Origin of the sequence: Paenarthrobacter sp. YIM B13468 (assembly GCF_042788025.1) — a bacterium.
In the GTDB taxonomy this organism is placed as follows: domain Bacteria; phylum Actinomycetota; class Actinomycetes; order Actinomycetales; family Micrococcaceae; genus Arthrobacter; species Arthrobacter aromaticivorans.
Genome location: NZ_JBHZPI010000022.1, coordinates 78,452 through 97,055 on the forward strand (window position 1 = coordinate 78,452; position 18,604 = coordinate 97,055).

Genomic DNA, 18,604 nt, shown 5'->3' on the forward strand with positions numbered 1-18,604 from the left:
GCCACCAGCGAAAGGTAACCATGGTTTCTCCCGACAACAGCGAGTACGACGTCGACCTCACCGTCACGCTGACAGAGGCACCTGGCGCCGCGCCTACTGAGTTCCACCTGCGGTCCGCTAAGGGCATTCTGTCTCAGGAGCCGGGCTCGATCGACTCGAACCTGCCGGACGCCGCCGCGGCCCTTGCCGCCGTCGAGCAGTTCGGCGAGGAAGTATTCTTTCCGGAGCCGCGGCCGGACCGGATCTGTACCCAACAGTACGGGGGCCCGCAGGTGGCCCTTGTGACAGGTTGGTTCCGTGGGCGGAAGGTCCAAAGCAAGCTCAGCAGAACCGATGGCTGCGAGATCGCGCGCTGGCGGGCAATGGCACCACTCCTGGGCGGCACAGGAGGATCCACCGGCGCGGTCTGACTTTGTGTGGACAGCTGACGCCCTTGAGATAGGGCGTCAGCTGTCCACAAATTCCACGAACGAGCTAGCTTGCGTTGTTGCTTTGCGTTGGCTCGTCTCCGCGGATCTTGTTGTTCTTCTTTTCCTTCTTTGGGTTTTCGTCATCCGGAACAACGGCGGCACCGCCAGGACTCACCACTACGGTGACGAAGCTGGGTTCGCTGGTGCCCTCGAACGTCAGGCGTCCAATGTAGGAGCCCGGCGTGAGGTTGGTCCAGTTCAACGAGATGGTGCCGGCCTTGCCGTTGGCGAGGCGGATCGGGTTGGGCGTCACCGTGGCGTTGCCCTCGTTGGCCCCCAGGACTGCGGCATCAACTGTTGCCTTGGTGGGCTGGTTGTTGGGGCTCGCGTAAAGGTTGGCGAAAACGTAGTAGTCTCCCGGCTCGGGATCGGGCACCGTGACGGATTCGCTGGCCGAGCCGGTCGCGGACGGGAGCTGCTGACCCGTCGGGGTCAGAACGAGCATGTCGAAGTCCGCTGCTTCGTCGGAGGATATGACCGAGAACTTGGCCAAGGCACTGTTCTCCCCCACCGTTACCTTCTTGACGAAGTTCGAGGCATTGGTCTCGCCGGCAAAGGGACCCGGAACCAATTCAATTGCTGAGGAATCCGCCTTGGACAGCCCATCAACCGTGACTCCCACCGGTGCGTTGGTGCCGGAGACGATGTTGATGGCTGCTGAGCCGTTGGGGCCTGTTCCCGTGAAGGCCATTGCCTTATCCGCGATGACAGATTGCGGACGGACGGCAATGGGCGAGGTGACTGTCTTGTTGGCACCCTGCCAGCTGAGTGAACCCATGGCGAACTCGCTCAGGGCTGCATTGTTGTTCTCGAACTGCACCTTGAACGTCTTCTTTTCACCCGCGGCGGCAAAGTTCAGCACGCTCGGTGTGACCTTGACGTTGACACCGGGAACGTTGACGGAGGCGCGGTAGAGGCCCGGTGTCAGGGCTGTAACTGTCCGTGTGACCTCGATCTTGCCGGCCAGGTTGCCCAGCGCAAACGAGGGGACGTTCATGTCCCGCGGCTGCGTGGTGCCAAGTCCTTCAATGCCGAGGTCCAGGCCCGTGCCCTGAACGAATTTGAGGTAGTCCTCGGTGGTGGCGTCGTAAACCAAACCTGGGCTGAGGACCTTTGCGGGGTCCACCTGGCCTGCGCCGGTGGCGAAGACGTCCTTGTTGACAGCGCCATTGGCCAGCTTCACGGGACCGGCGGTGGTCATCATCGCCGATTTCACGGTTGCCGGTGACCACTGTGGGTTCTTGGCCAGGATCAGGGCGCCGAAACCAGCTACGTGCGGAGAAGCCATGGACGTTCCTGACAGGAATCCAAAGTTGTCTCCGCCGGTTCCGATGGGCGAAACGCCAGCAAGGATAGCGACGCCGGGTGCTGATACGTCAGGCTTCAGAAGATCGGAATCTGTTGCCAGCAGTGGGCCGCGGGATGAGAATCCAGCGATCTGCGGCTGGGGCTCAGCGGGCAGTCCCGTGGTGTCGTGGTCCAGCAGGGATACGGTGATCGCCGGGTCGGCCGTCACCTTGTCCTTGATGGTCTGCGTGGCCGGAGGGTTCACATGGACAGTGGGAACAGCATGCTTGTCCGTGTCCAGCGACGATTCCGTCAGGTTCACGAGGATCATTCCGACGCCACCGCCCCGGAGGACCTCCGCGCTCTTGGCGGTGCGGTCAACCACGCCACGGTCACACACAACAACCTTGCCGGTGACCTTGGCCGGATCCAGCGAGCCGGGAGCACACAGCGCTGCATTGCCTTCACCGCTTGCCGCGTTGGTGGAAAGCACTACGCCGGCCCCGCTCACCTCGTGGTTCATAATGCTCGCTCCGCGGAATTTGCTGCCATCGGAGAATTCAATGGTGCCTTGCAGTTCCTGCGAGAAAGAGGTCGCAGCCACAGTGGTCAACCAAGGTGCTCCGTGGTTCACGGTGCTGGGTGTTGGTCCGGAATTTCCGGCGGAGGTGGCCACGAAGATGCCGGCCGACGCAGCGGAAAGGAACGCCAGCGATACGGGATCGGTAGTGGATGTGGTGGAACCGGAGATGGAGTAGTTCAGCACATCCACGCCGTCCAGGATGGCCTGTTCAATGGCATCCACCGAAGCGGAGCCGTAGCAGCCGCCCGTCGTCGGATCTGTGTCTTCCCAACAGACCTTGTAGATGGAGAGCTTGGCGGCAGGAGCGATGCCGCTGGTGATGCCGAAGCTGCGGCCGTCCACCACGGCGTCGACGTTGCCGTTACCTGCCGCCGTGCTCGCGGTGTGGGTGCCGTGGCTGTCCACGTCGACGGGCGAGATGACTTCCTCGGGGGCACGGTTTTCCGGGGGGACGCTTCCCAGGAAGCCATCCGCGAAGTAGTGGGTGCTGAGGACCTTGGAGTTGCAGGCGCTGCCGTCATAGCTGGCGCCTGTGTCCGTGCCGGGCTGGCATTCGCCGATGAAGGTATCGCCGTCCGCCTTCAGCATCGCGATCTTGCCGTCAGCGGTCCGGTAAGGGACGCCCACCTGGGGGTCGCCGACCAGTGGGCCGACGGGATCGCCGGCGAAAAAGGGATTGGAGGGTGTGTATCCGGTGTCGATGACACCAACGACGGTGCCCTTGCCGGCGTTCTCCTGGCCTCCGTATTGCGTTGCCCAGGTGCCGTTGGGGCCGCTAAGTTTCAGGAAGTCAGTGGTGGAGTAGTCAGGTGCGTACTGTGTGTCCGGTGCGACCATCAGGACCTTGGGGTCCTTGGCCAGGCTGATGGCCTGGTCTGCCGTCAGGTTGGCGCTGAAGCCGTTAACGGCGGTGGTGAAGTCACGTTCAATGGTGACGTTTTCTTGCTGCGCGACTTCCTGCTGCGCCTGTTGCAGATGTTTCTGGTAATCCTTCACCTCCGCGCTGCCGGAATCGAGCTTCTTGCCCTCTTCCGGTTTGGTGGGCGCAAGACCCGGCGTACCGCCGTCATATGTAGCCGCAGGCTTTTCTGCCAGGACAACCATGTAGCGGCCGTCCTTGTAGGCGCTGGGGTCAAGGTTCTTCTTGACCACGCCTGTCTGGTTCCCGGACTCCTTCTCCGGGGAGGGAGCTGCCTGGGCCGGCAACGCCACGGAAGAGAGCAGCAACGGCAAACCCACGGCGAGGGCCGCTGCCTTTCGAAGCCCCCCGCTTCTGACGAAGCTCTTTCCTTGTGATTTCACGAGTGATAGCACCTTTCACTGAGTGAGGCCCAGGCTCCATCGCCAAGGCCTGTCAACTGGAGATGGCTGCTTTTTTGACAGGTCCTGTCAAAACAAAGCAACCATCCGAGTCACAGAGTACAGAGTGAGAGGCAAATATGACATACAGCACAGTTTGTGAATTTTGTCGCGTCACTGCCGCAAATTCGCGTCACATGACGACGGGACAACGGGCTTCAGGATACTTTTCATTGCACGTACGGCAATAACCCTTTAGCGATGGAGCTGCAGTGAAAATCCTTGTCCCAAACACCATCAGCCTGGATCTTTCCAACTCCGGCGAGGATGTGTTCGTTTACAAGGTGGATGAGCCCGTTCCGGACGAGCACGTTGACGCGGAGGTCCTGGTTGTCTGGCAGAACACCGGCGCCAACCTCGCGGACGCAGCCAAGCGGATGACCGCGCTCAAACTCGTTCAGACCCTTGCAGCCGGACCGGATTCAGTGCTGGCAGCGGGATTTGGAACCAACGTGTCTATCGCGTCAGGTCGCTCACTTCACGACGGTCCAGTGGCCGAGCACGCCTTGGCTTTGATCCTCGCTGCCGTCCGTCGGCTGGACGTACTGTACGACGCACAAAGGACGGCCACGTGGGAGCGCGCCTACAACGTGGCCCAGTCGGCTGCCGCCACGGAACAGCAGTACACGCTCGACGGCGCGAACGTCACCATTTGGGGGTTCGGCTCCATCGCGGGACGACTCGCTCCCCTGCTGGCAGCATTGGGCGCCAAGGTCACCGGCATTGCGAACTCTGCCGGCGAGCGCTACGGATTCCCCGTGGTGGCAACCGAGAATCTTCCGGAAATCCTGCACACCACGGACGTCCTGGTCTCGATCCTGCCGGCTGTACCGGAAACAGAGAATGCCCTGAACGCGGAGATCCTTGAGGCAATGCCCGATACCGCGGTGTTCATCAACGTGGGCCGCGGAGCCACGGTTGACGAGGATGCCCTCGTAGCCGCGCTGCACGAGGGTCGCCTCCGGGCGGCTGCATTGGACGTCACCAAGGAGGAACCCCTGCCCGCAGACTCCAAGCTCTGGAGCTCCCCAAACCTGATCATTACCCCGCACGTGGCAGGCAACCGGCCCAAGGGCTCAGCACAATTGGTCCTGGCCAACATCTCGGCGCTCCGGGAAGGAATCGACCTGATCAACGTCGTCGACCGCTGATCCCAACTGGGTCGCATTAGAGCGCGTTTAGAGCCGTCAAAACGCGCTCAGCTGCTACTCAGTTGGGTGGCGCCGCGCGAAAAAGTGGGCCCGCCCACCAGGACGGACCCACTTTGGCGAAAGAGATAAAGTCAGGCGTGCTCGTAGGTCAGGCAGTCGGCGGCCTCACGGCCAGGGCCGACCCTGACGTCGTGGGCCTCGCACATGAGGTTGTTGTTGTGAACGCATTCGGACCGCTGGCAAGCACCCACATGGGCAAGGACCTTGGGAAGGCCGCCCATTGCGTTGGTGTCGATGAATGTGGCGCAGGAAGCGTGGTCCTGCGATCCACCAATGGTGATTCCAAAAGCAGTGCATCCGTCATGGTTGAAGCCGCAACTGCCGACGCTACAGGCGGATACTTCGGCAATGTGTTCGGTCATTGTTCCTCCTGGTTGGATCCGGATTTAACAAAGGGCCTGAACCCCGCGTGTAGTCCCTAAACTACGCCGCCTCGGCCGGATTTAACCCGAAGAAATAGCGCATTTGTGCGTGCGCTAATGCCGTTTACTGCCTGGTGTGCGGAGCGCGTCGCTGATCTTCGCGCGCGTTTCCTTATCCAACGGGGCTGTCATGTGGTGTTCCCTCGCCGCCCTGTCAGCCTTGATTTTCTGAATGACCATTCTTCCCAGACCCGCAAAAACAGCTGCGGCTACAACGCCCAGCACCATCGACCTCGGTTTCTCCGCCATGCCACAATCCTAGTGACGGGCGCCTCGCCCGGCGAGTGCCGCCGTCGGGCTTTCATTGCTCCCAATTTGGTGGCGATCGGCGGGGGGTCCTCGCGGAATCCGGCTGAATAGGGTATGCGCGCCCGTCCCGGTAAGATAGGTGTGCAAGCTCGCGGAGCGCCCCCACGCTGTAAGAAACTCAGTTGAACGGCGTGAGACGGCACCTCCGCGGCAGCCTTATTTAAGGTTCACCCAACTCACGCACAGGAGTTACCGGATGCCCCGGATCGTCGTTGACGTCATGCCCAAGCCCGAGATTCTGGACCCCCAGGGGAAAGCCATCGTGGGTGCACTGCCCCGCCTCGGCTTCAACAGCTTCAGCGCAGTCCGTCAGGGCAAGCGTTTCGAACTGACAGTCGACGGCGAGGTGACCGACGCTATCCTGGCCCAGGCCCGTGAGGCCGCAGAGACCCTCCTGTCCAACCCGGTGATCGAGGATGTTGTCAACGTCGAGGTCGTCGAGGCCTGATATGACATCGATCCCCCTGATTGGCGAGGCCGTGGCCGTCGCCGCTGAGCCCCGCCTGGCCGGTGCCAAGATCGGCGTCGTCACCTTCCCCGGCACCCTTGACGACCGCGACGCCGCCCGTGCAGTGCGGCTTGCAGGCGCCACGGCGGTGTCTCTCTGGCACGCAGACACCGAACTGGGCGATGTTGATGCAGTCATCATCCCCGGTGGTTTTTCCTATGGCGACTACCTCCGTGCCGGCGCTATTTCGCGTTTCGCCCCGCTGATGACCAAGATTATCGACGCAGCCAACTCTGACGCGAAGCTCCCGGTTTTGGGTATTTGCAATGGTTTCCAGATCCTGACCGAGTCGCACTTGTTGCCGGGTTCCATGATCAAGAACGACCACCTGAAGTTCATCTGCCGGGACCAGACGCTGCGCGTGGAGAACGCCAACACGGCCTGGACCCTGGATTACGCAGACGGCCAGGAAATCGTTGTGCCGCTGAAGAACCAGGACGGCCAGTACATCGCTGACGAGAAGACCCTGGATGCCCTTGAGGCTGAGGGCCGCGTGGTGTTCCGCTACGTAGGTTTCAACCCGAACGGCTCCCGCCGCGACATCGCAGGCATCTCCAACGCCGCCGGCAACGTGGTTGGGCTCATGCCCCACCCCGAGCACGCGGTTGAGGTCGGTTTCGGACCTGAGTCCCTCGATGGAATCGGTGGCTCCGACACCGACGGCCTGGGCTTCTTCACCTCCGTTTTGAACAAGATTGTGGGAGGCGACAAGTGACCACGGAAACCACCAAGAAGTTCAACATCGATACTGTTGAGCACGCTGCCAAGACCCCGGACACGGAACTCCCGTGGGCTGAGCTGGGCCTGAAGCAGAACGAATTCGACGAGATCGTCAAGGTCCTGGGCCGCCGCCCCACCGGCGCCGAGCTCGCCATGTACTCCGTTATGTGGAGCGAGCACTGCTCCTACAAGTCCTCCAAGAACCACCTCCGCCAGTTCGGCGAGAAGGTCACCGAGGAAATGAAGAAGGACATGCTGGTGGGCATCGGCGAGAACGCCGGCGTCACCAACCTTGGCGACGGCTGGGCCGTGACGTTCAAGATCGAGTCCCACAACTCGCCGTCGTTCGTTGAGCCGTACCAGGGTGCCGCTACCGGCATCGGTGGCATCGTCCGCGACATCATCTCCATGGGCGCACGCCCGGTTGCCGTCATGGACCCGCTGCGCTTCGGCGCGATCGACCACCCGGACACCGCACGCGTCATGCACGGTGCCGTTGCCGGCATTGGTGGCTACGGCAACTGCCTCGGCCTGCCGAACATCGGCGGCGAGATGGTCTTCGACTCCGTCTACCAGGGCAACCCGCTGGTGAACGCACTCGCTGTAGGCGTCATGCGCCACGAGGACATCCGCCTGGCCAACGCCTCCGGCAAGGGCAACAAGGTTGTCCTCTTCGGCGCCCGCACCGGTGGCGACGGCATCGGCGGCGCTTCGGTGCTGGCCTCGGAGTCCTTCGACGACACCAAGCCTTCCAAGCGCCCCGCCGTCCAGGTGGGCGACCCCTTCGCTGAGAAGGTCCTCATTGAGTGCTGCCTCGAGCTCTTCAAGGGCTCGCTGGTTGAAGGCATCCAGGACCTCGGCGCTGCTGGTATTTCCTGTGCCACGTCCGAGCTCGCCTCCAACGGCGACGGCGGCATGGAGGTCGAACTGACCTCTGTCCTGTTGCGCGACCCCACGCTGACCCCGGGCGAGATCCTCATGTCCGAGTCGCAGGAACGCATGATGGCCGTGGTCACCCCCGAGAACATCGAAGCTTTCGAAGCTGTGATGGACAAGTGGGCCGTGGAGTACTCCTGGTTGGGTGAGGTCACCGATACAGGTCGCCTCATCATCACCTGGGAAGGCGAAGTAATCGTCGACGTCGACCCCCGCACCGTTGCGCACGACGGCCCGGTCTACGACCGCCCGTTCGCACGCCCGGAATGGCAGGACTCGGTCCAGGCGAACTCCTTCACCGGTTCCGTCGAGGATGCCGGCCGTCCTTCCGCTCCGTCGGAACTGGCTGCAGCCGTTACTGAACTGGTCGCTTCGCCGAACATGTGCAGCAAGGACTGGATCACCAAGCAGTACGACCGCTACGTTGGCGGCAACACTGCCATGGCCTTCCCGGATGATGCCGGCGTGGTCCGCGTTGACGAGGAAACCGGCCTGGGCGTTGCCTTGGCTACCGATGCCAACGGCCGCTACACCTACCTTGAGCCGTACCAGGGAGCCCAGCTCGCGTTGGCCGAGGCTTACCGCAATGTGGCCACCTCCGGTGCTGTTCCGATGGCCGTCAGCGACTGCCTGAACTTCGGTTCCCCTGAGGACCCGGACGTCATGTGGCAGCTGGCCGAAGCCATCCGTGGCCTCTCGGACGCTTGCATGGAACTCGGCATTCCCGTCACCGGCGGCAACGTCTCCCTGTACAACCAGACCGGCACCACGCCGATCCACCCCTCCCCTGTGGTGGCAGTCCTGGGCAAGCTCGACGACGTCGCCCGCCGTACGCCGTCGGGGTGGCGCGAGGATGGCCAGGCAATCTACCTGCTGGGCACCACCGCAGCAGAACTGGACGGTTCGGAATGGTCCAACCTGCGTGGACACCTCGGTGGCCTGCCGCCGAAGGTCGACCTCGCAGCTGAGCGCCAGCTTGGTGAGATCCTCATCAACGCTTCCCGCGACGGCATGGTTGACGCCGCACACGACCTCTCCGAAGGCGGGCTTGCAGCCGCACTCGTGGAGTCGTCACTGCGCTACGGCGTTGGCGCCCGGATCGCCCTCGAGGAACTCCTGGAGCGCGACGGCGTGGACCTGTTCACCGCACTGTTCTCCGAGTCCCAGGCGCGCGCAATCGTCTCGGTGCCGCGCTCCGAGGAAGTCCGCTTCAAGGACATGTGCACCGCCCGCGGCTTCGCCCACCTCCGGATCGGCGTCGTTGATGCTGCCAGCGCGAAGCTGGAGATCAACGGCGTGGACGAGCTGTCCTTGGACGCTCTCCGCGAAGCACACGAGGCCACCTTGCCGAAGTACTTCGGCTAAGCCTCCCGCCGCTAAGCAACGCGGGGTCACTTACGGCCCATAAATCCCCTCGGGATGGGCCATAAGTGACCCCGCGTTGCTTTTTAAGCGGGCTGTTGCCGGGAGAGCTGGTCCGTGAATTCCGGTCCGGGCAGAGGTCGGCCGAAATAGTAGCCTTGTCCGCTCGTGCATCCGATGCTTCGCAGCGCTTCGGCCTGTTCCGCCGTTTCGATTCCTTCCCAGATTCCCTGCAGTCCGCAGGAGCGGATTACCTGTTGGATCGCGGCAAGGAAACCCAACTGGGTACTGTCCTTGCTAAGTTCCTGGACGAACTGCCGGTCCACTTTCACCGCGTCCACGGGAAGTTTTCGCAGGTATCCCATGGACGAGTAGCCTGTGCCGAAGTCGTCGATCTCCAGCCCGACGCCCAGGCGGTGCAGGCTCGCCAAGGTGTAGCGATCCAGCTCGTTGTTCTGGATGATAGCGCTCTCGGTAAGCTCCAAAACCAGTGATTCCGGCGGCAGACCCGTCTTGGCCAACGCGTCCCGCACATCGTCCACGAACTCCAGGCTTTGCAGGTCTGCAGCGGAGACGTTGATTCGCATCGTGAAATTGTGTTGTGCCGTGGCGGGGTTCTCCCGCCACTGACGCAGTTGCTCCACAGCCGCGCGGAGCACCCAGCGCCCCAACTCGGCGATCAATCCGCTGGCCTCTGCAACAGGGATGAAATGGTCCGGCATGATGAGGCCACGCACAGGGTGGTTCCAGCGGACCAAGGCCTCGCTGCCCTCAATCCGGCCGGTGGCCAGCTCAACGATCGGCTGGTAAAAGAGGACCAGCTGGTCCGAGCGGATGGCTTCCCGGAGCTCCCCCACGATCTGGCGCTGGAGTTGCCGGGCATGAAGCGTGGTGGGATCGAACAACTTGAGCTTGTTCCGGCCCTCGCTCTTGGACTCCTCCATCGCCATATCGGCCTCCTGGAGAAGGTCCTCGACGCTGTGGTGCGGCTCGGCAATCCGCAGGCCCATGCTGGCACCGCAGCGGACACTGCTGTTCCCGAGGTCGATGTTGGGTTCCAGCGCCGCAAGGATACGGTTTCCGACGGCGGCCGCCCGGTTTTGCGGCGTGGCGGGCAACAGCACGGCGAATTCGTCGCCGCCCAGGCGGGTGACGACGTCGTTCTCCCTCACCGCCGAGCGGATCCGCATCCCCACCGTGACCAGAATCTGGTCCGCGGAAGCATAGCCAGCGGACTTCTTGAGTCCCTTGAAGCCGTCCAGGGTAAGCAGGAGGAGCGCGGCCGGGGTTGCGCCCCTGGCAGCAGCCTCCTGGGCTTCAATAAAGGCATCCGTCAAAGCCACGCGGTTGCCAAGTCCCGTGAGGGCATCCGTGAAGACTTCCCGCCGCTGCTCGTGGCGTGCGCGGTGGAGTTCCTCCATCAACGCCCTGATGTGCCGCTCAAGTTTCCCGATCCGGGCGTCAATGTCGGCCGGGAAGGAGCGGGTGGGATGGATTCCGCTGGGCTGGGTTGCGCTGGGCTGGGTTGCGCTCACGACGCTTCCATGCGACGCAGGGTATCGTCGGCTACGGCTTTCGGTTTGGCGACTGGGTTGCGGCGTTCGTCGAGGAAGAGCCGGTACGAGGCAACATCCAGCCTGCCGTCTCCTTCTATCGGAGTCCCGGCCCGGTACACATGGGTAATCCATGAGCCTCCGAGAATGGCCTCAATCCACGCATCGCATTCAGCCAATGGAAGGGGTACGCGCGTTCCGGTGTTTCGCCGATGGCCGGCGATGGAGACCGTAATGCAACTGCCCAGGAGGCCCTTATCGGCGGTGAACCATGCAAGGCCCTCGACATCGGCCACAATGGTCAGGTTTGCGCTGTCGTCGCCTACGGACTGGACAGGTTGCATCCGCACAGAACGCCGGGCCACGTTCAAGGCCGCGGGTGTTCCAGCCTGATACGGAGCACTGGTGATGTCTTGCCTGAAAGCACTTAGTTCCTGGTTGTGCTGGATCTGGATCCGGGTGGTGAGTTCATTGATTGTCATGATCGTGCCTCGTCAGCGATAGTGGCCGCCTGGAGGCGGTCGGCTCCTACAATCCGGTTTCTTCCCTGTGCTTTGGCGCTGTACAGGGCTGCGTCTGCCACCTCGATCATGGAGGTGAGGTCTGGGGCAGCAGGGGTGCTTGCCGTGACTCCGTAGCTGATGGTTGGGAAGGACACGCCCTCCGGAACCTCGGTGGAAGCCATACGGCGGCTGATCTCGACCGCAATGCTTTGGGCCCGCTCCTGCGTGGCTCCGGGCAGGAAGAGAACGAATTCTTCCCCGCCGTACCTGCCGATGAGATCCGTAGACCTGACCGAGGACGTGCAGGCCTCGGCGAAAGCCTTCAAGGCGGCGTCCCCAGCGCGGTGACCGTGGGCGTCGTTGACCAGCTTGAAGTGGTCCAGATCAGCCAGGACTATTGCTGCACCGGACTCATTGGCGCGCAATCGTTTGAGCTCGGTGGACGCCAGATCCAGGAAGGCTCCCCGGTTGAGAAGACCCGTCAGGTGGTCCTTGGTGGCCCGTTCCTTCAGGCCCTTGATCAGTTGGTCGCTGCTCAGTGTGGTCATGCTGAAGGACACCGTTACCAGCAGCACCAAGGACACCAGGCCAGAGGGCCCCGGACCAAAATAGCTACGGAATGATTCGCTGTCCGGCCCTTGCAACGCGTAGACGCCCCAGCGGCCCAGATAGTAGATGGCCAAAAGTCCGGCGGCCAGGGACAGCGCTTTGTGCACTTGCGAGTGGGTCGCCTTGATGAACCACAAGTCACGTGCCGCCAGTGAGATGCCAAGGGTCATCATGGCCAGGTACACGAAGCCGCCGGACCAAACGTTGGAGCCGGGGCTTTCCAACACGGAGGCCACCGCAGTGATGACGGGAGCGACGGCGAGTTGCCATGGTGCCGCTTTAAGGTCCCGCAGCGTACGGGCACCCGCCCAGACGCTGAACGCTCCGGCCACCACCAGGACGTTGCCGAAAGGGTTGGCCCAGTGCTGGGCCGATGTTCCGTTCAGGAGGAACGCCGTGTTTCCCAGCATGAACTGCAGCAGGGCCAGGCTCCACCAGCCCGCGTAGGGTGACCGGGTGCGGCGGTACGAGGCGACGAACAGCGCGAAGAGCGTCAATGTGACCACTCCGAGGGCTATCCTCACCGAAAACGAGTCAAGCACCATTGTTCGCTCCTGCCGATTGGTCCCACGCCAATTTCTAACATGTCAGGGTTCCTGTCAAAGCGGAGCCTTTCCACATGTTGGTCGTGCCGGGAACCTTGTAATACCCGCGGATTTCGTAAGTCCACGTGCCTACAGGCTGAATTCCGGACCTATAAGACTTTCCGGCATTCTTGCTAAGGTCGCCGGTGAATTCCAAACTCCCAGAGGGGTTGTATAGCTTGATCTCGTGATAGTTCGCGCCTGGAACTTCCGCGAAGGAATTCACATCCACGGCGACCTTGGCACCGTTCGATGAGCAGGCCATGACCACGTCCGCGGTGGTCGGGGACAGAAGACGCATGGCCGTGAACTGAGGATTGGCATTCTCGGTCGCAGAGAATGCAGCAAGTGCCGCGGCAGGTGCCATCATCATGGAAACGGCGACGGCGGTTACGCCCGCGAGTGCGCGCCAGGTATGGTTCTTGCTCATGCCGCCCGCCCCCTTAGCTGCTTCCGGCCCTGCTCTGGTTCCAGTCTGATCGGGCTGGATCAATCCCGGTGCGACATTTCCTCAAGATTGGCTCAGGATTACAGTCCGGAGACTGCTCATAATGAACCATGTGGATCGGTTGGATTGAATTCGATGTGCTCCTGGGCGATGTCCATAGCCTCAAGGAGAAACGCTCGCTCGTACGGCCCCTCGTTGCTGAACTCAAACGCCGCTTCGAAGTGTCCGCCGCCGAGACCGGATTGCAGGACCAATATCGCCGGACCTTGCTGGGGGCAGCACTGGTGGCGCCTGACCGCGCGCACCTCAAGGAAGTGCTCGACGCCGTTGAACGGTTCGTCGCTGCCCGGCCCGAGCTTGAGCTGCTCAGCGCAAGGCAACGGGAGCTGCACAGCGAAGACTAGGTGTACAGAATCCCGCGAGGTTAGTAGCCGATGACCGCCAGCCGCGTTGAATCCAGATGGGCATCGATCGCTTGATGTGCGGCGTCCAGGCTCCGGCTGCGCAGGGCATCCACAATCAGCTGATGCTCGCGGAGCACGTCCCCCGCACGGTCCGTCCCCTGCGTGACAGCGCGGACACCAATCCTGAGTTGCCGCTGCCGAAGGGAAGCGTAGAAATCGGCCAGGATTGGATTTCCTCCTGCACGGACCATGAGCGTGTGGAATTCGGTGTCCAACTCAATGAACCGGGCGGGGTCGTCCTTAGCTTCGTGCTGCTGGTCGATGATGCGTTGGAACGCGTCGACTTGCCCATCCGGCATGCTGTCCAGTGCTGAGACGGCCCACTTCTCCACTACGGACCGTGCCTGGAGGATGGCCCGGACATCAGGATCCGAGATCGGTGGCACGTAAGCACCCTTGTGTGGGATGCGCTTGACGAAACCTTCCGCTTCCAGTCGCAGCAGGGCTTCGCGGACTGGTGTGCGCGAGGTACCGGTGGACTTGGCAAGGACTGCCTCGTTCAGGAAGGTCTCCTCGTCGCGAGGCAGGGCAGCGATATAGCTTTTCATCCACTGGTACGCCACTTCGGGCTGTGATTGGGCAGTGGGAGACATCTGAATCATGGAGAGCCTTTCTCGCGAAGCCCAGTATACGAGTTGCATTCAAGGTTCAGCCCCGCCCACACCTCGCAAAAAACTTCTTCGTCCAATGTAGACGGGTTGTATACAACTAGTCTACAGTGTTGTTCAGTGACTCCGCTCACGCATTTGGAACCCCTCAATTTCTTGGGATCGGCCTCGCTTCACCGGAAGCCCCGGCCTCTCCCAACCGCAAAAGGATCCCCACAATGACCGATTTGAAGAAAGCAGAACTGAGGCAGCAAAAGCATTCCAGCCTGCCCGTGGTCGCTGCTTCGTCCCTGGCCGGCACGGCCGTGGAATGGTACGACTTCTTTCTCTACGGCACCGCCGCTGCATTGGTTTTCAACAAGCTCTTTTTCCCTACTAATGACCCGCTCGTGGGCACCATGCTGGCGCTGGGAACATTTGCAGCCGGCTTCCTTGCCCGTCCGCTGGGCGCCGTCGTCCTGGGGCACCTCGGCGATAAGCACGGCCGTCGCGCCACCCTTGTAGCCAGCCTCATGCTCATGGGCGTAGCCACCACACTTATTGCGTTCATCCCTTCTTATGCAGCCATCGGCGTCGCAGCACCGTTGCTGCTCTTACTGCTGCGCCTGATCCAGGGATTCGCACTGGGCGGCGAATGGGGCGGCGCCGTTCTCCTCGTCTCCGAGCACAGCAATGACAGTGCACGCCGGGCGTTCTGGGCATCCTGGCCCAACATGGGTCCGCCGCTGGGCAACCTCATGGCCGCAGGTGTGCTGGCAATCCTCGCCGCCACCATGCCCGAAAGTGAATTCCTTGCGTGGGGCTGGCGCCTCGCCTTCGGGCTGTCCGCCCTGCTGGTGATCATCGGCCTCGTCCTGCGTCTCTACGTTCAGGAGACTCCGCTGTTCAAGGAAGCACAGCTGAAGCGCGAGGCAGAAGCCGTCAAGGAACGTAAATTGCCCCTGGCCATTCTGTTCCGCCGCAACTGGCGCCAACTGCTCATCGCCACCGGCAGCCGCATGGGTGAGAACGCAGGCTTCTACATCTACTCGCTGTTCATCATCACCTACGTCACCCAGATCATGGGCTTGCAGCGGCAGACAGGCCTCACCGCCGTCATGATCGGCCAAGGCGTCGCCGTCGTCGCTATCCCCATCCTGGCGCTCTATGCGGACAAAGTGGGCCGGAAGCCGATCATGATCGGCGCTTCGATCGCCACAGTCATCTGGGCGTTCGCGTTCTTCGCACTGCTGAACACCGGCCAGGTGTGGGGCATCATTGCCGCCGCCGTCGGCGGCCTGTTGATCTTCGCCGCCTACAGCTCCGTGATCGGTGCGTTCTTCTCCGAACTCTTCCCCACGGATGTCCGCTACAGCGGCACCTCGGTTGCGTACAACCTCGCCTCGCTGATCGCCGGCTCGCTGTCCCCCATCATTGCCCTGGCTCTCTACAGCGCCTTCGGCACCGGCTACGCGATCGGCATCTATCTCGCGGCGATGGGCCTGATCTCCATGGTCTCGGTCATGTTCGCCAAGGAGACCAAGGGCCTTCGGCTCAGCGACCTGGACGAGCAGAAATAGTCCCTCGCGAGATGGCACTTCATAACAGTGTTTGCCCAAAACATTGGCACGAAGTGCCAACTCGAATCACGAAAGTAAGGAAACAACCATGAAAGTCGCACTCGTCCAGGTGGCCAGTCCGGATTCGGAATCCCGTGGGCAGCGGATAGATCGCGTTGAAGCGATTCTTCGCGGCATCGACGGTGCCGAGCTGATCGTCCTGCCTGAACTGTGGAGTGCCGGATACTTCCACTTCGATGAGTACCAGTCCCTGGCCGAGACCCTCACTGGCCCCACCGTGTCCATGTGCTCACGGGTGGCGGCGGAGCTTGGTGTGTACCTTCACGTCGGGAGCATCATCGAGGCCGGCGAGGACGGCCGGCTCAGCAACAGGTCCATCCTGCTGGGACCGGACGGGAAAATCCTGCACACGTACCGGAAGATCCACGTCTTTGGTTACAAGTCCAAGGAAGCCAGCCTCCTCACCGCGGGATCCTCCCTTCCAGTGGTGGAGTTGCCGTTCGGAGCTACGGCCGGGATCACCTGCTACGACCTCCGGTTCCCAGGATTGTGGATGGAGTTGAGCACGCGGGGCGCGGAAATCGTCATCGTCCCGGCGGCCTGGCCCGCAGCGCGTCGCGAACACTGGCGACTGCTCACAACCGCCAGGGCGCTGGAGCACCAAATCTTCGTCATTGCCTGCAACGCCGCAGGCAGCCAGGAAGGCGTGGAGCTCGGAGGACACAGCAGGGTGGTGGACCCGGCCGGCAACGTACTCGCCGAAGCCGGTGCCGGGGAATCGGTGCTCATGGTGGACATCGATCCTGATCAGGTCAAGGCAGTACGCACCGAATTCCCGGTCATTGGCGATCGGCTCGCGGCCTACGACGCCCTCGCCGTTTGACCAGTTTGGCCAGACTGACCCACCACGATTTAGCCAGCATTCAAGGAGACGGAATGGAAACAACACGGCAAGTCCCACTCACCTTCAGGGTGGTGGGCACGGACAAGACAATCACGGTCTCGGACTTCCACGCAGTAGTGGCCGGCTATACCGGCAGGGATCCCAAGGCCGTGCAGCATCACATCGACGAGCTGGCAGCCATTGGAGTAGCTCCACCACCCGAGGTTCCCATGTTCTACCGTATGGACTCGCACCTGTTCGATACATCAGGCGAACACGACACCAGCAACAACCTGACCTCCGGCGAAATTGAGCCGCTCTATATTCGCCACGACGGCAAGTACTACCTCGGCATCGGTTCCGACCACACGGACAGGGACATCGAAGCCCAGGATATTGGCGATTCCAAAAGGGCATGCCCCAAGCCCATCGCGACCGAGGTCATCGAAGTCCCCTCACTCGAGGACCTGGACCTTGACCAGTGCACCGCCCGCTCGTGGGTGGACGGCGAACTGTACCAAGAGGGCTCGTTGGCGGGCCTGCGCAAGCCGGCGGACGTCGTCGAAAAGCTCCTGACGCGGACGGACATCGGTGACTCCGACTTCATGTGCTTGGGTGGCACTTTGCCACTGCTGAAGGGGAAGTTCGTTGACGGAACTTCCTGGAAAGTAGAGCTCTCGTTCCCGGATGGGACGAGAATCGAACACAACTACAAAATCAAGAAAGGCTCACTTCGATGAGAACCGGAAAGCAATACCTTAAGTCCCTGAACGATGGCCGGTCGGTGATCCTCGATGGCGAGGTAGTTGGCAACGTCCTGGAACACCCGGCGTTCGCGAAGGTCGCCCAGACCATGGCTGAGCTGTTCGACATCGCAGCCGATCCCAGCAACGGCATGCAGTTCCATTCGGAAGAAATTGATGGACCCGCGAACCGCACGTTCGCTGCTCCGCGCACCCAGGAAGAGCTCGTCCTCCGCCGCCACGCCATTGAAAAGTGGGCCAAGCACACCCATGGCTGGGTAGGCCGCAGCCCCGACCACGTGGGTACCTTCTTCGCCGCCTTCGGCTCCCACGCGGACGTGTTCAAGAATGACGAGCGCGACTTCGCCGGTAACGTGGAGCGGTACTACAAGAAGATCCTTTCCGAAAACCTGTACCTTTCCTACGCGATCATTCCGCCTCAGGTCTCCCGCGCAACCACGGCGTCAGGTTGGGAAGGCGAATACCTGCAGGTCGGCGTCGTGCGTGAAACCGAGGAAGGCATCATCGTCCGCGGTTCGCAGATGCTTGCCACCGGCGCGGCGATTGCCGACGAAGTGTTCGTCACCTGCATCAAGCCGCTGGGTCCGGATGACGTGGACTTTGCCGTCAGCTTCGCTGTTCCCGTGGCGACTGACGGGTTGAAGCTGTACTGCCGCCGTCCGTTCGCGCCGGCAGCCACCAGCGACTTCGACTACCCGCTGACGAGCCACTACGACGAGCCAGACGCACTTGTGGTGTTCGATGACGTGCTCATCCCCTGGGACCGCGTCTTCATCAACCGGAACATCGATACCCTTCGCCGCCAGTTCTTCGATACCGGTGCCCACGCGCTGGGAAACTGGCAGGCCCAGATCAGGTTCTCCACCAAGCTGAAGTTCATTGCTTCTGTTGCCCGCAAGGTCACCCAGATGAACGGCACGGACAAGATCCCCGGAGTACAGGAGAAGCTTGGCGAGCTCGCCGCGATCGTGCAGTCCGTTGAATCGGCAGTTCTTGCCGCCGAATACACGGCAACGGTTGACGACGCCGGCATGGTGGTTCCCGGGAAGAGTGCCCTTTACGGGGCCATGGGTCTTCAGTCCGAGACTTACCCAAGGGTGATTTCGATCCTTCGCGACCTGGTGGGTGGTGGCGTGCTGCAACTGCCGTCCAGCGTCGCCGACATGACCAGCAGTGTGACCCGTCCGGACATGCAACGCTACGTGCAGTCCCCGGGTGTTGCCAGCGAAGAACGCGTGAAGCTGTTCAAGTTGGCCTGGGACATCATCGGCTCCGAATTCGCCGGCCGCCACCAGCAGTACGAAATGTTCTACGCGGGCGCCCCGTTCGTGGTCCGCGGAGCCTACACCTACCGGAACTACGGCTACGACGCGCTGGTGGCTGAGCTGGATAAGTACCTTGGTTCCTACAGCATCAACGGCCCAGTAGAGGGCAGCGTCAACGGCATGGAAGGAGAATAGCC

The 18,604-nt window shown here is 62.0% G+C and carries 18 protein-coding genes; 10 read left to right on the forward strand and 8 right to left on the reverse strand.

The genetic code is table 11. The features are described from left to right. Positions 1-20 precede the first annotated feature (20 nt). The gene (locus ACFX4T_RS19445) at positions 21-410 is read left to right on the forward strand and encodes a serine protease inhibitor (protein WP_377653454.1); all 390 of its coding nucleotides are present in this window, start codon (positions 21-23) and stop codon (positions 408-410) included. Positions 411-474: 64 nt separating this feature from the next. On the opposite strand, the gene ACFX4T_RS19450 is transcribed toward ACFX4T_RS19445, so the two are convergent. After that, the gene (locus ACFX4T_RS19450; RefSeq protein ID WP_377653456.1) at positions 475-3,642 is read right to left on the reverse strand and encodes a S8 family serine peptidase; all 3,168 of its coding nucleotides are present in this window, start codon (positions 3,640-3,642) and stop codon (positions 475-477) included. 269 nt (positions 3,643-3,911) lie between these two features. On the opposite strand from ACFX4T_RS19450, the gene ACFX4T_RS19455 reads away from it, so the two are divergent. Further along, positions 3,912-4,850 carry an NAD(P)-dependent oxidoreductase gene (locus tag ACFX4T_RS19455; protein ID WP_377653458.1) on the forward strand — a complete coding sequence of 313 codons (939 nt, stop codon included), beginning with the start codon at positions 3,912-3,914 and terminating at the stop codon, positions 4,848-4,850. 131 nt (positions 4,851-4,981) lie between these two features. Here the strand turns inward: ACFX4T_RS19455 and ACFX4T_RS19460 are convergent, their stop codons facing one another. Continuing rightward, positions 4,982-5,272, reverse strand: a complete 291-nt coding sequence (locus ACFX4T_RS19460; RefSeq protein WP_144650113.1) for a DUF1540 domain-containing protein — start codon at positions 5,270-5,272, stop codon at positions 4,982-4,984. Between the two features lie 114 nt (positions 5,273-5,386). Further along, complete coding sequence (locus tag ACFX4T_RS19465; RefSeq protein ID WP_377653460.1) at positions 5,387-5,581, reverse strand: hypothetical protein; 195 nt, start codon at positions 5,579-5,581, stop codon at positions 5,387-5,389. A 256-nt stretch (positions 5,582-5,837) separates the two neighbouring features. Between ACFX4T_RS19465 and purS the strand changes: the two genes are divergently transcribed. The 3 genes from purS to purL are packed head-to-tail and all read left to right on the forward strand — an operon-like array spanning position 5,838 to position 9,170. Continuing rightward, on the forward strand, positions 5,838-6,089 hold the full coding sequence (purS, locus tag ACFX4T_RS19470) for a phosphoribosylformylglycinamidine synthase subunit PurS (protein WP_011773385.1): 252 nt from the start codon (positions 5,838-5,840) through the stop codon (positions 6,087-6,089). 1 nt (position 6,090) lies between these two features. After that, positions 6,091-6,864 carry a phosphoribosylformylglycinamidine synthase subunit PurQ gene (gene purQ, locus ACFX4T_RS19475; RefSeq protein WP_377653462.1) on the forward strand — a complete coding sequence of 258 codons (774 nt, stop codon included), beginning with the start codon at positions 6,091-6,093 and terminating at the stop codon, positions 6,862-6,864. Then, positions 6,861-9,170 (forward strand): phosphoribosylformylglycinamidine synthase subunit PurL, encoded by a 2,310-nt coding sequence (gene purL / locus ACFX4T_RS19480; RefSeq protein ID WP_216921991.1) that lies wholly within the window; start codon positions 6,861-6,863, stop codon positions 9,168-9,170. Before purQ ends, purL begins: the two co-directional genes overlap by 4 nt. Before the next feature lie 83 nt (positions 9,171-9,253). Here the strand turns inward: purL and ACFX4T_RS19485 are convergent, their stop codons facing one another. Genes ACFX4T_RS19485 through ACFX4T_RS19500 form a run of 4 tightly spaced genes read right to left on the reverse strand, consistent with a single transcriptional unit; the run spans position 9,254 to position 12,846 of the window. Further along, complete coding sequence (locus ACFX4T_RS19485) at positions 9,254-10,702, reverse strand: putative bifunctional diguanylate cyclase/phosphodiesterase (protein ID WP_377653464.1); 1,449 nt, start codon at positions 10,700-10,702, stop codon at positions 9,254-9,256. Next, positions 10,699-11,202: a hypothetical protein gene (locus ACFX4T_RS19490; protein WP_216921993.1), complete on the reverse strand. Its 504-nt coding sequence runs from the start codon at positions 11,200-11,202 to the stop codon at positions 10,699-10,701. Before ACFX4T_RS19490 ends, ACFX4T_RS19485 begins: the two co-directional genes overlap by 4 nt. Then, the gene (locus tag ACFX4T_RS19495; protein WP_216921995.1) at positions 11,199-12,377 is read right to left on the reverse strand and encodes a diguanylate cyclase; all 1,179 of its coding nucleotides are present in this window, start codon (positions 12,375-12,377) and stop codon (positions 11,199-11,201) included. The genes ACFX4T_RS19490 and ACFX4T_RS19495 overlap by 4 nt, the downstream gene beginning before the upstream one ends. Before the next feature lie 34 nt (positions 12,378-12,411). After that, complete coding sequence (locus tag ACFX4T_RS19500) at positions 12,412-12,846, reverse strand: SipW-dependent-type signal peptide-containing protein (RefSeq protein ID WP_377653466.1); 435 nt, start codon at positions 12,844-12,846, stop codon at positions 12,412-12,414. A 128-nt stretch (positions 12,847-12,974) separates the two neighbouring features. On the opposite strand from ACFX4T_RS19500, the gene ACFX4T_RS19505 reads away from it, so the two are divergent. Then, the gene (locus ACFX4T_RS19505) at positions 12,975-13,268 is read left to right on the forward strand and encodes a DUF503 domain-containing protein (protein WP_216921997.1); all 294 of its coding nucleotides are present in this window, start codon (positions 12,975-12,977) and stop codon (positions 13,266-13,268) included. A gap of 20 nt (positions 13,269-13,288) precedes the next feature. Here the strand turns inward: ACFX4T_RS19505 and ACFX4T_RS19510 are convergent, their stop codons facing one another. Beyond that, a complete protein-coding gene (locus tag ACFX4T_RS19510; RefSeq protein ID WP_377653469.1) occupies positions 13,289-13,930 on the reverse strand; it encodes a GntR family transcriptional regulator in 642 nt (213 codons plus the stop codon). A 224-nt stretch (positions 13,931-14,154) separates the two neighbouring features. Between ACFX4T_RS19510 and ACFX4T_RS19515 the strand changes: the two genes are divergently transcribed. From ACFX4T_RS19515 to ACFX4T_RS19530, 4 genes are all read left to right on the forward strand, one after another. After that, positions 14,155-15,495: an MFS transporter gene (locus ACFX4T_RS19515; RefSeq protein WP_377653471.1), complete on the forward strand. Its 1,341-nt coding sequence runs from the start codon at positions 14,155-14,157 to the stop codon at positions 15,493-15,495. A gap of 88 nt (positions 15,496-15,583) precedes the next feature. Beyond that, complete coding sequence (locus ACFX4T_RS19520) at positions 15,584-16,378, forward strand: carbon-nitrogen family hydrolase (protein ID WP_377653473.1); 795 nt, start codon at positions 15,584-15,586, stop codon at positions 16,376-16,378. A gap of 53 nt (positions 16,379-16,431) precedes the next feature. Next, the gene (locus tag ACFX4T_RS19525) at positions 16,432-17,118 is read left to right on the forward strand and encodes a DUF2848 family protein (RefSeq protein ID WP_377653475.1); all 687 of its coding nucleotides are present in this window, start codon (positions 16,432-16,434) and stop codon (positions 17,116-17,118) included. Continuing rightward, positions 17,115-18,602: a 4-hydroxyphenylacetate 3-hydroxylase family protein gene (locus tag ACFX4T_RS19530; RefSeq protein ID WP_377653477.1), complete on the forward strand. Its 1,488-nt coding sequence runs from the start codon at positions 17,115-17,117 to the stop codon at positions 18,600-18,602. Before ACFX4T_RS19525 ends, ACFX4T_RS19530 begins: the two co-directional genes overlap by 4 nt. Positions 18,603-18,604 lie beyond the last annotated feature (2 nt).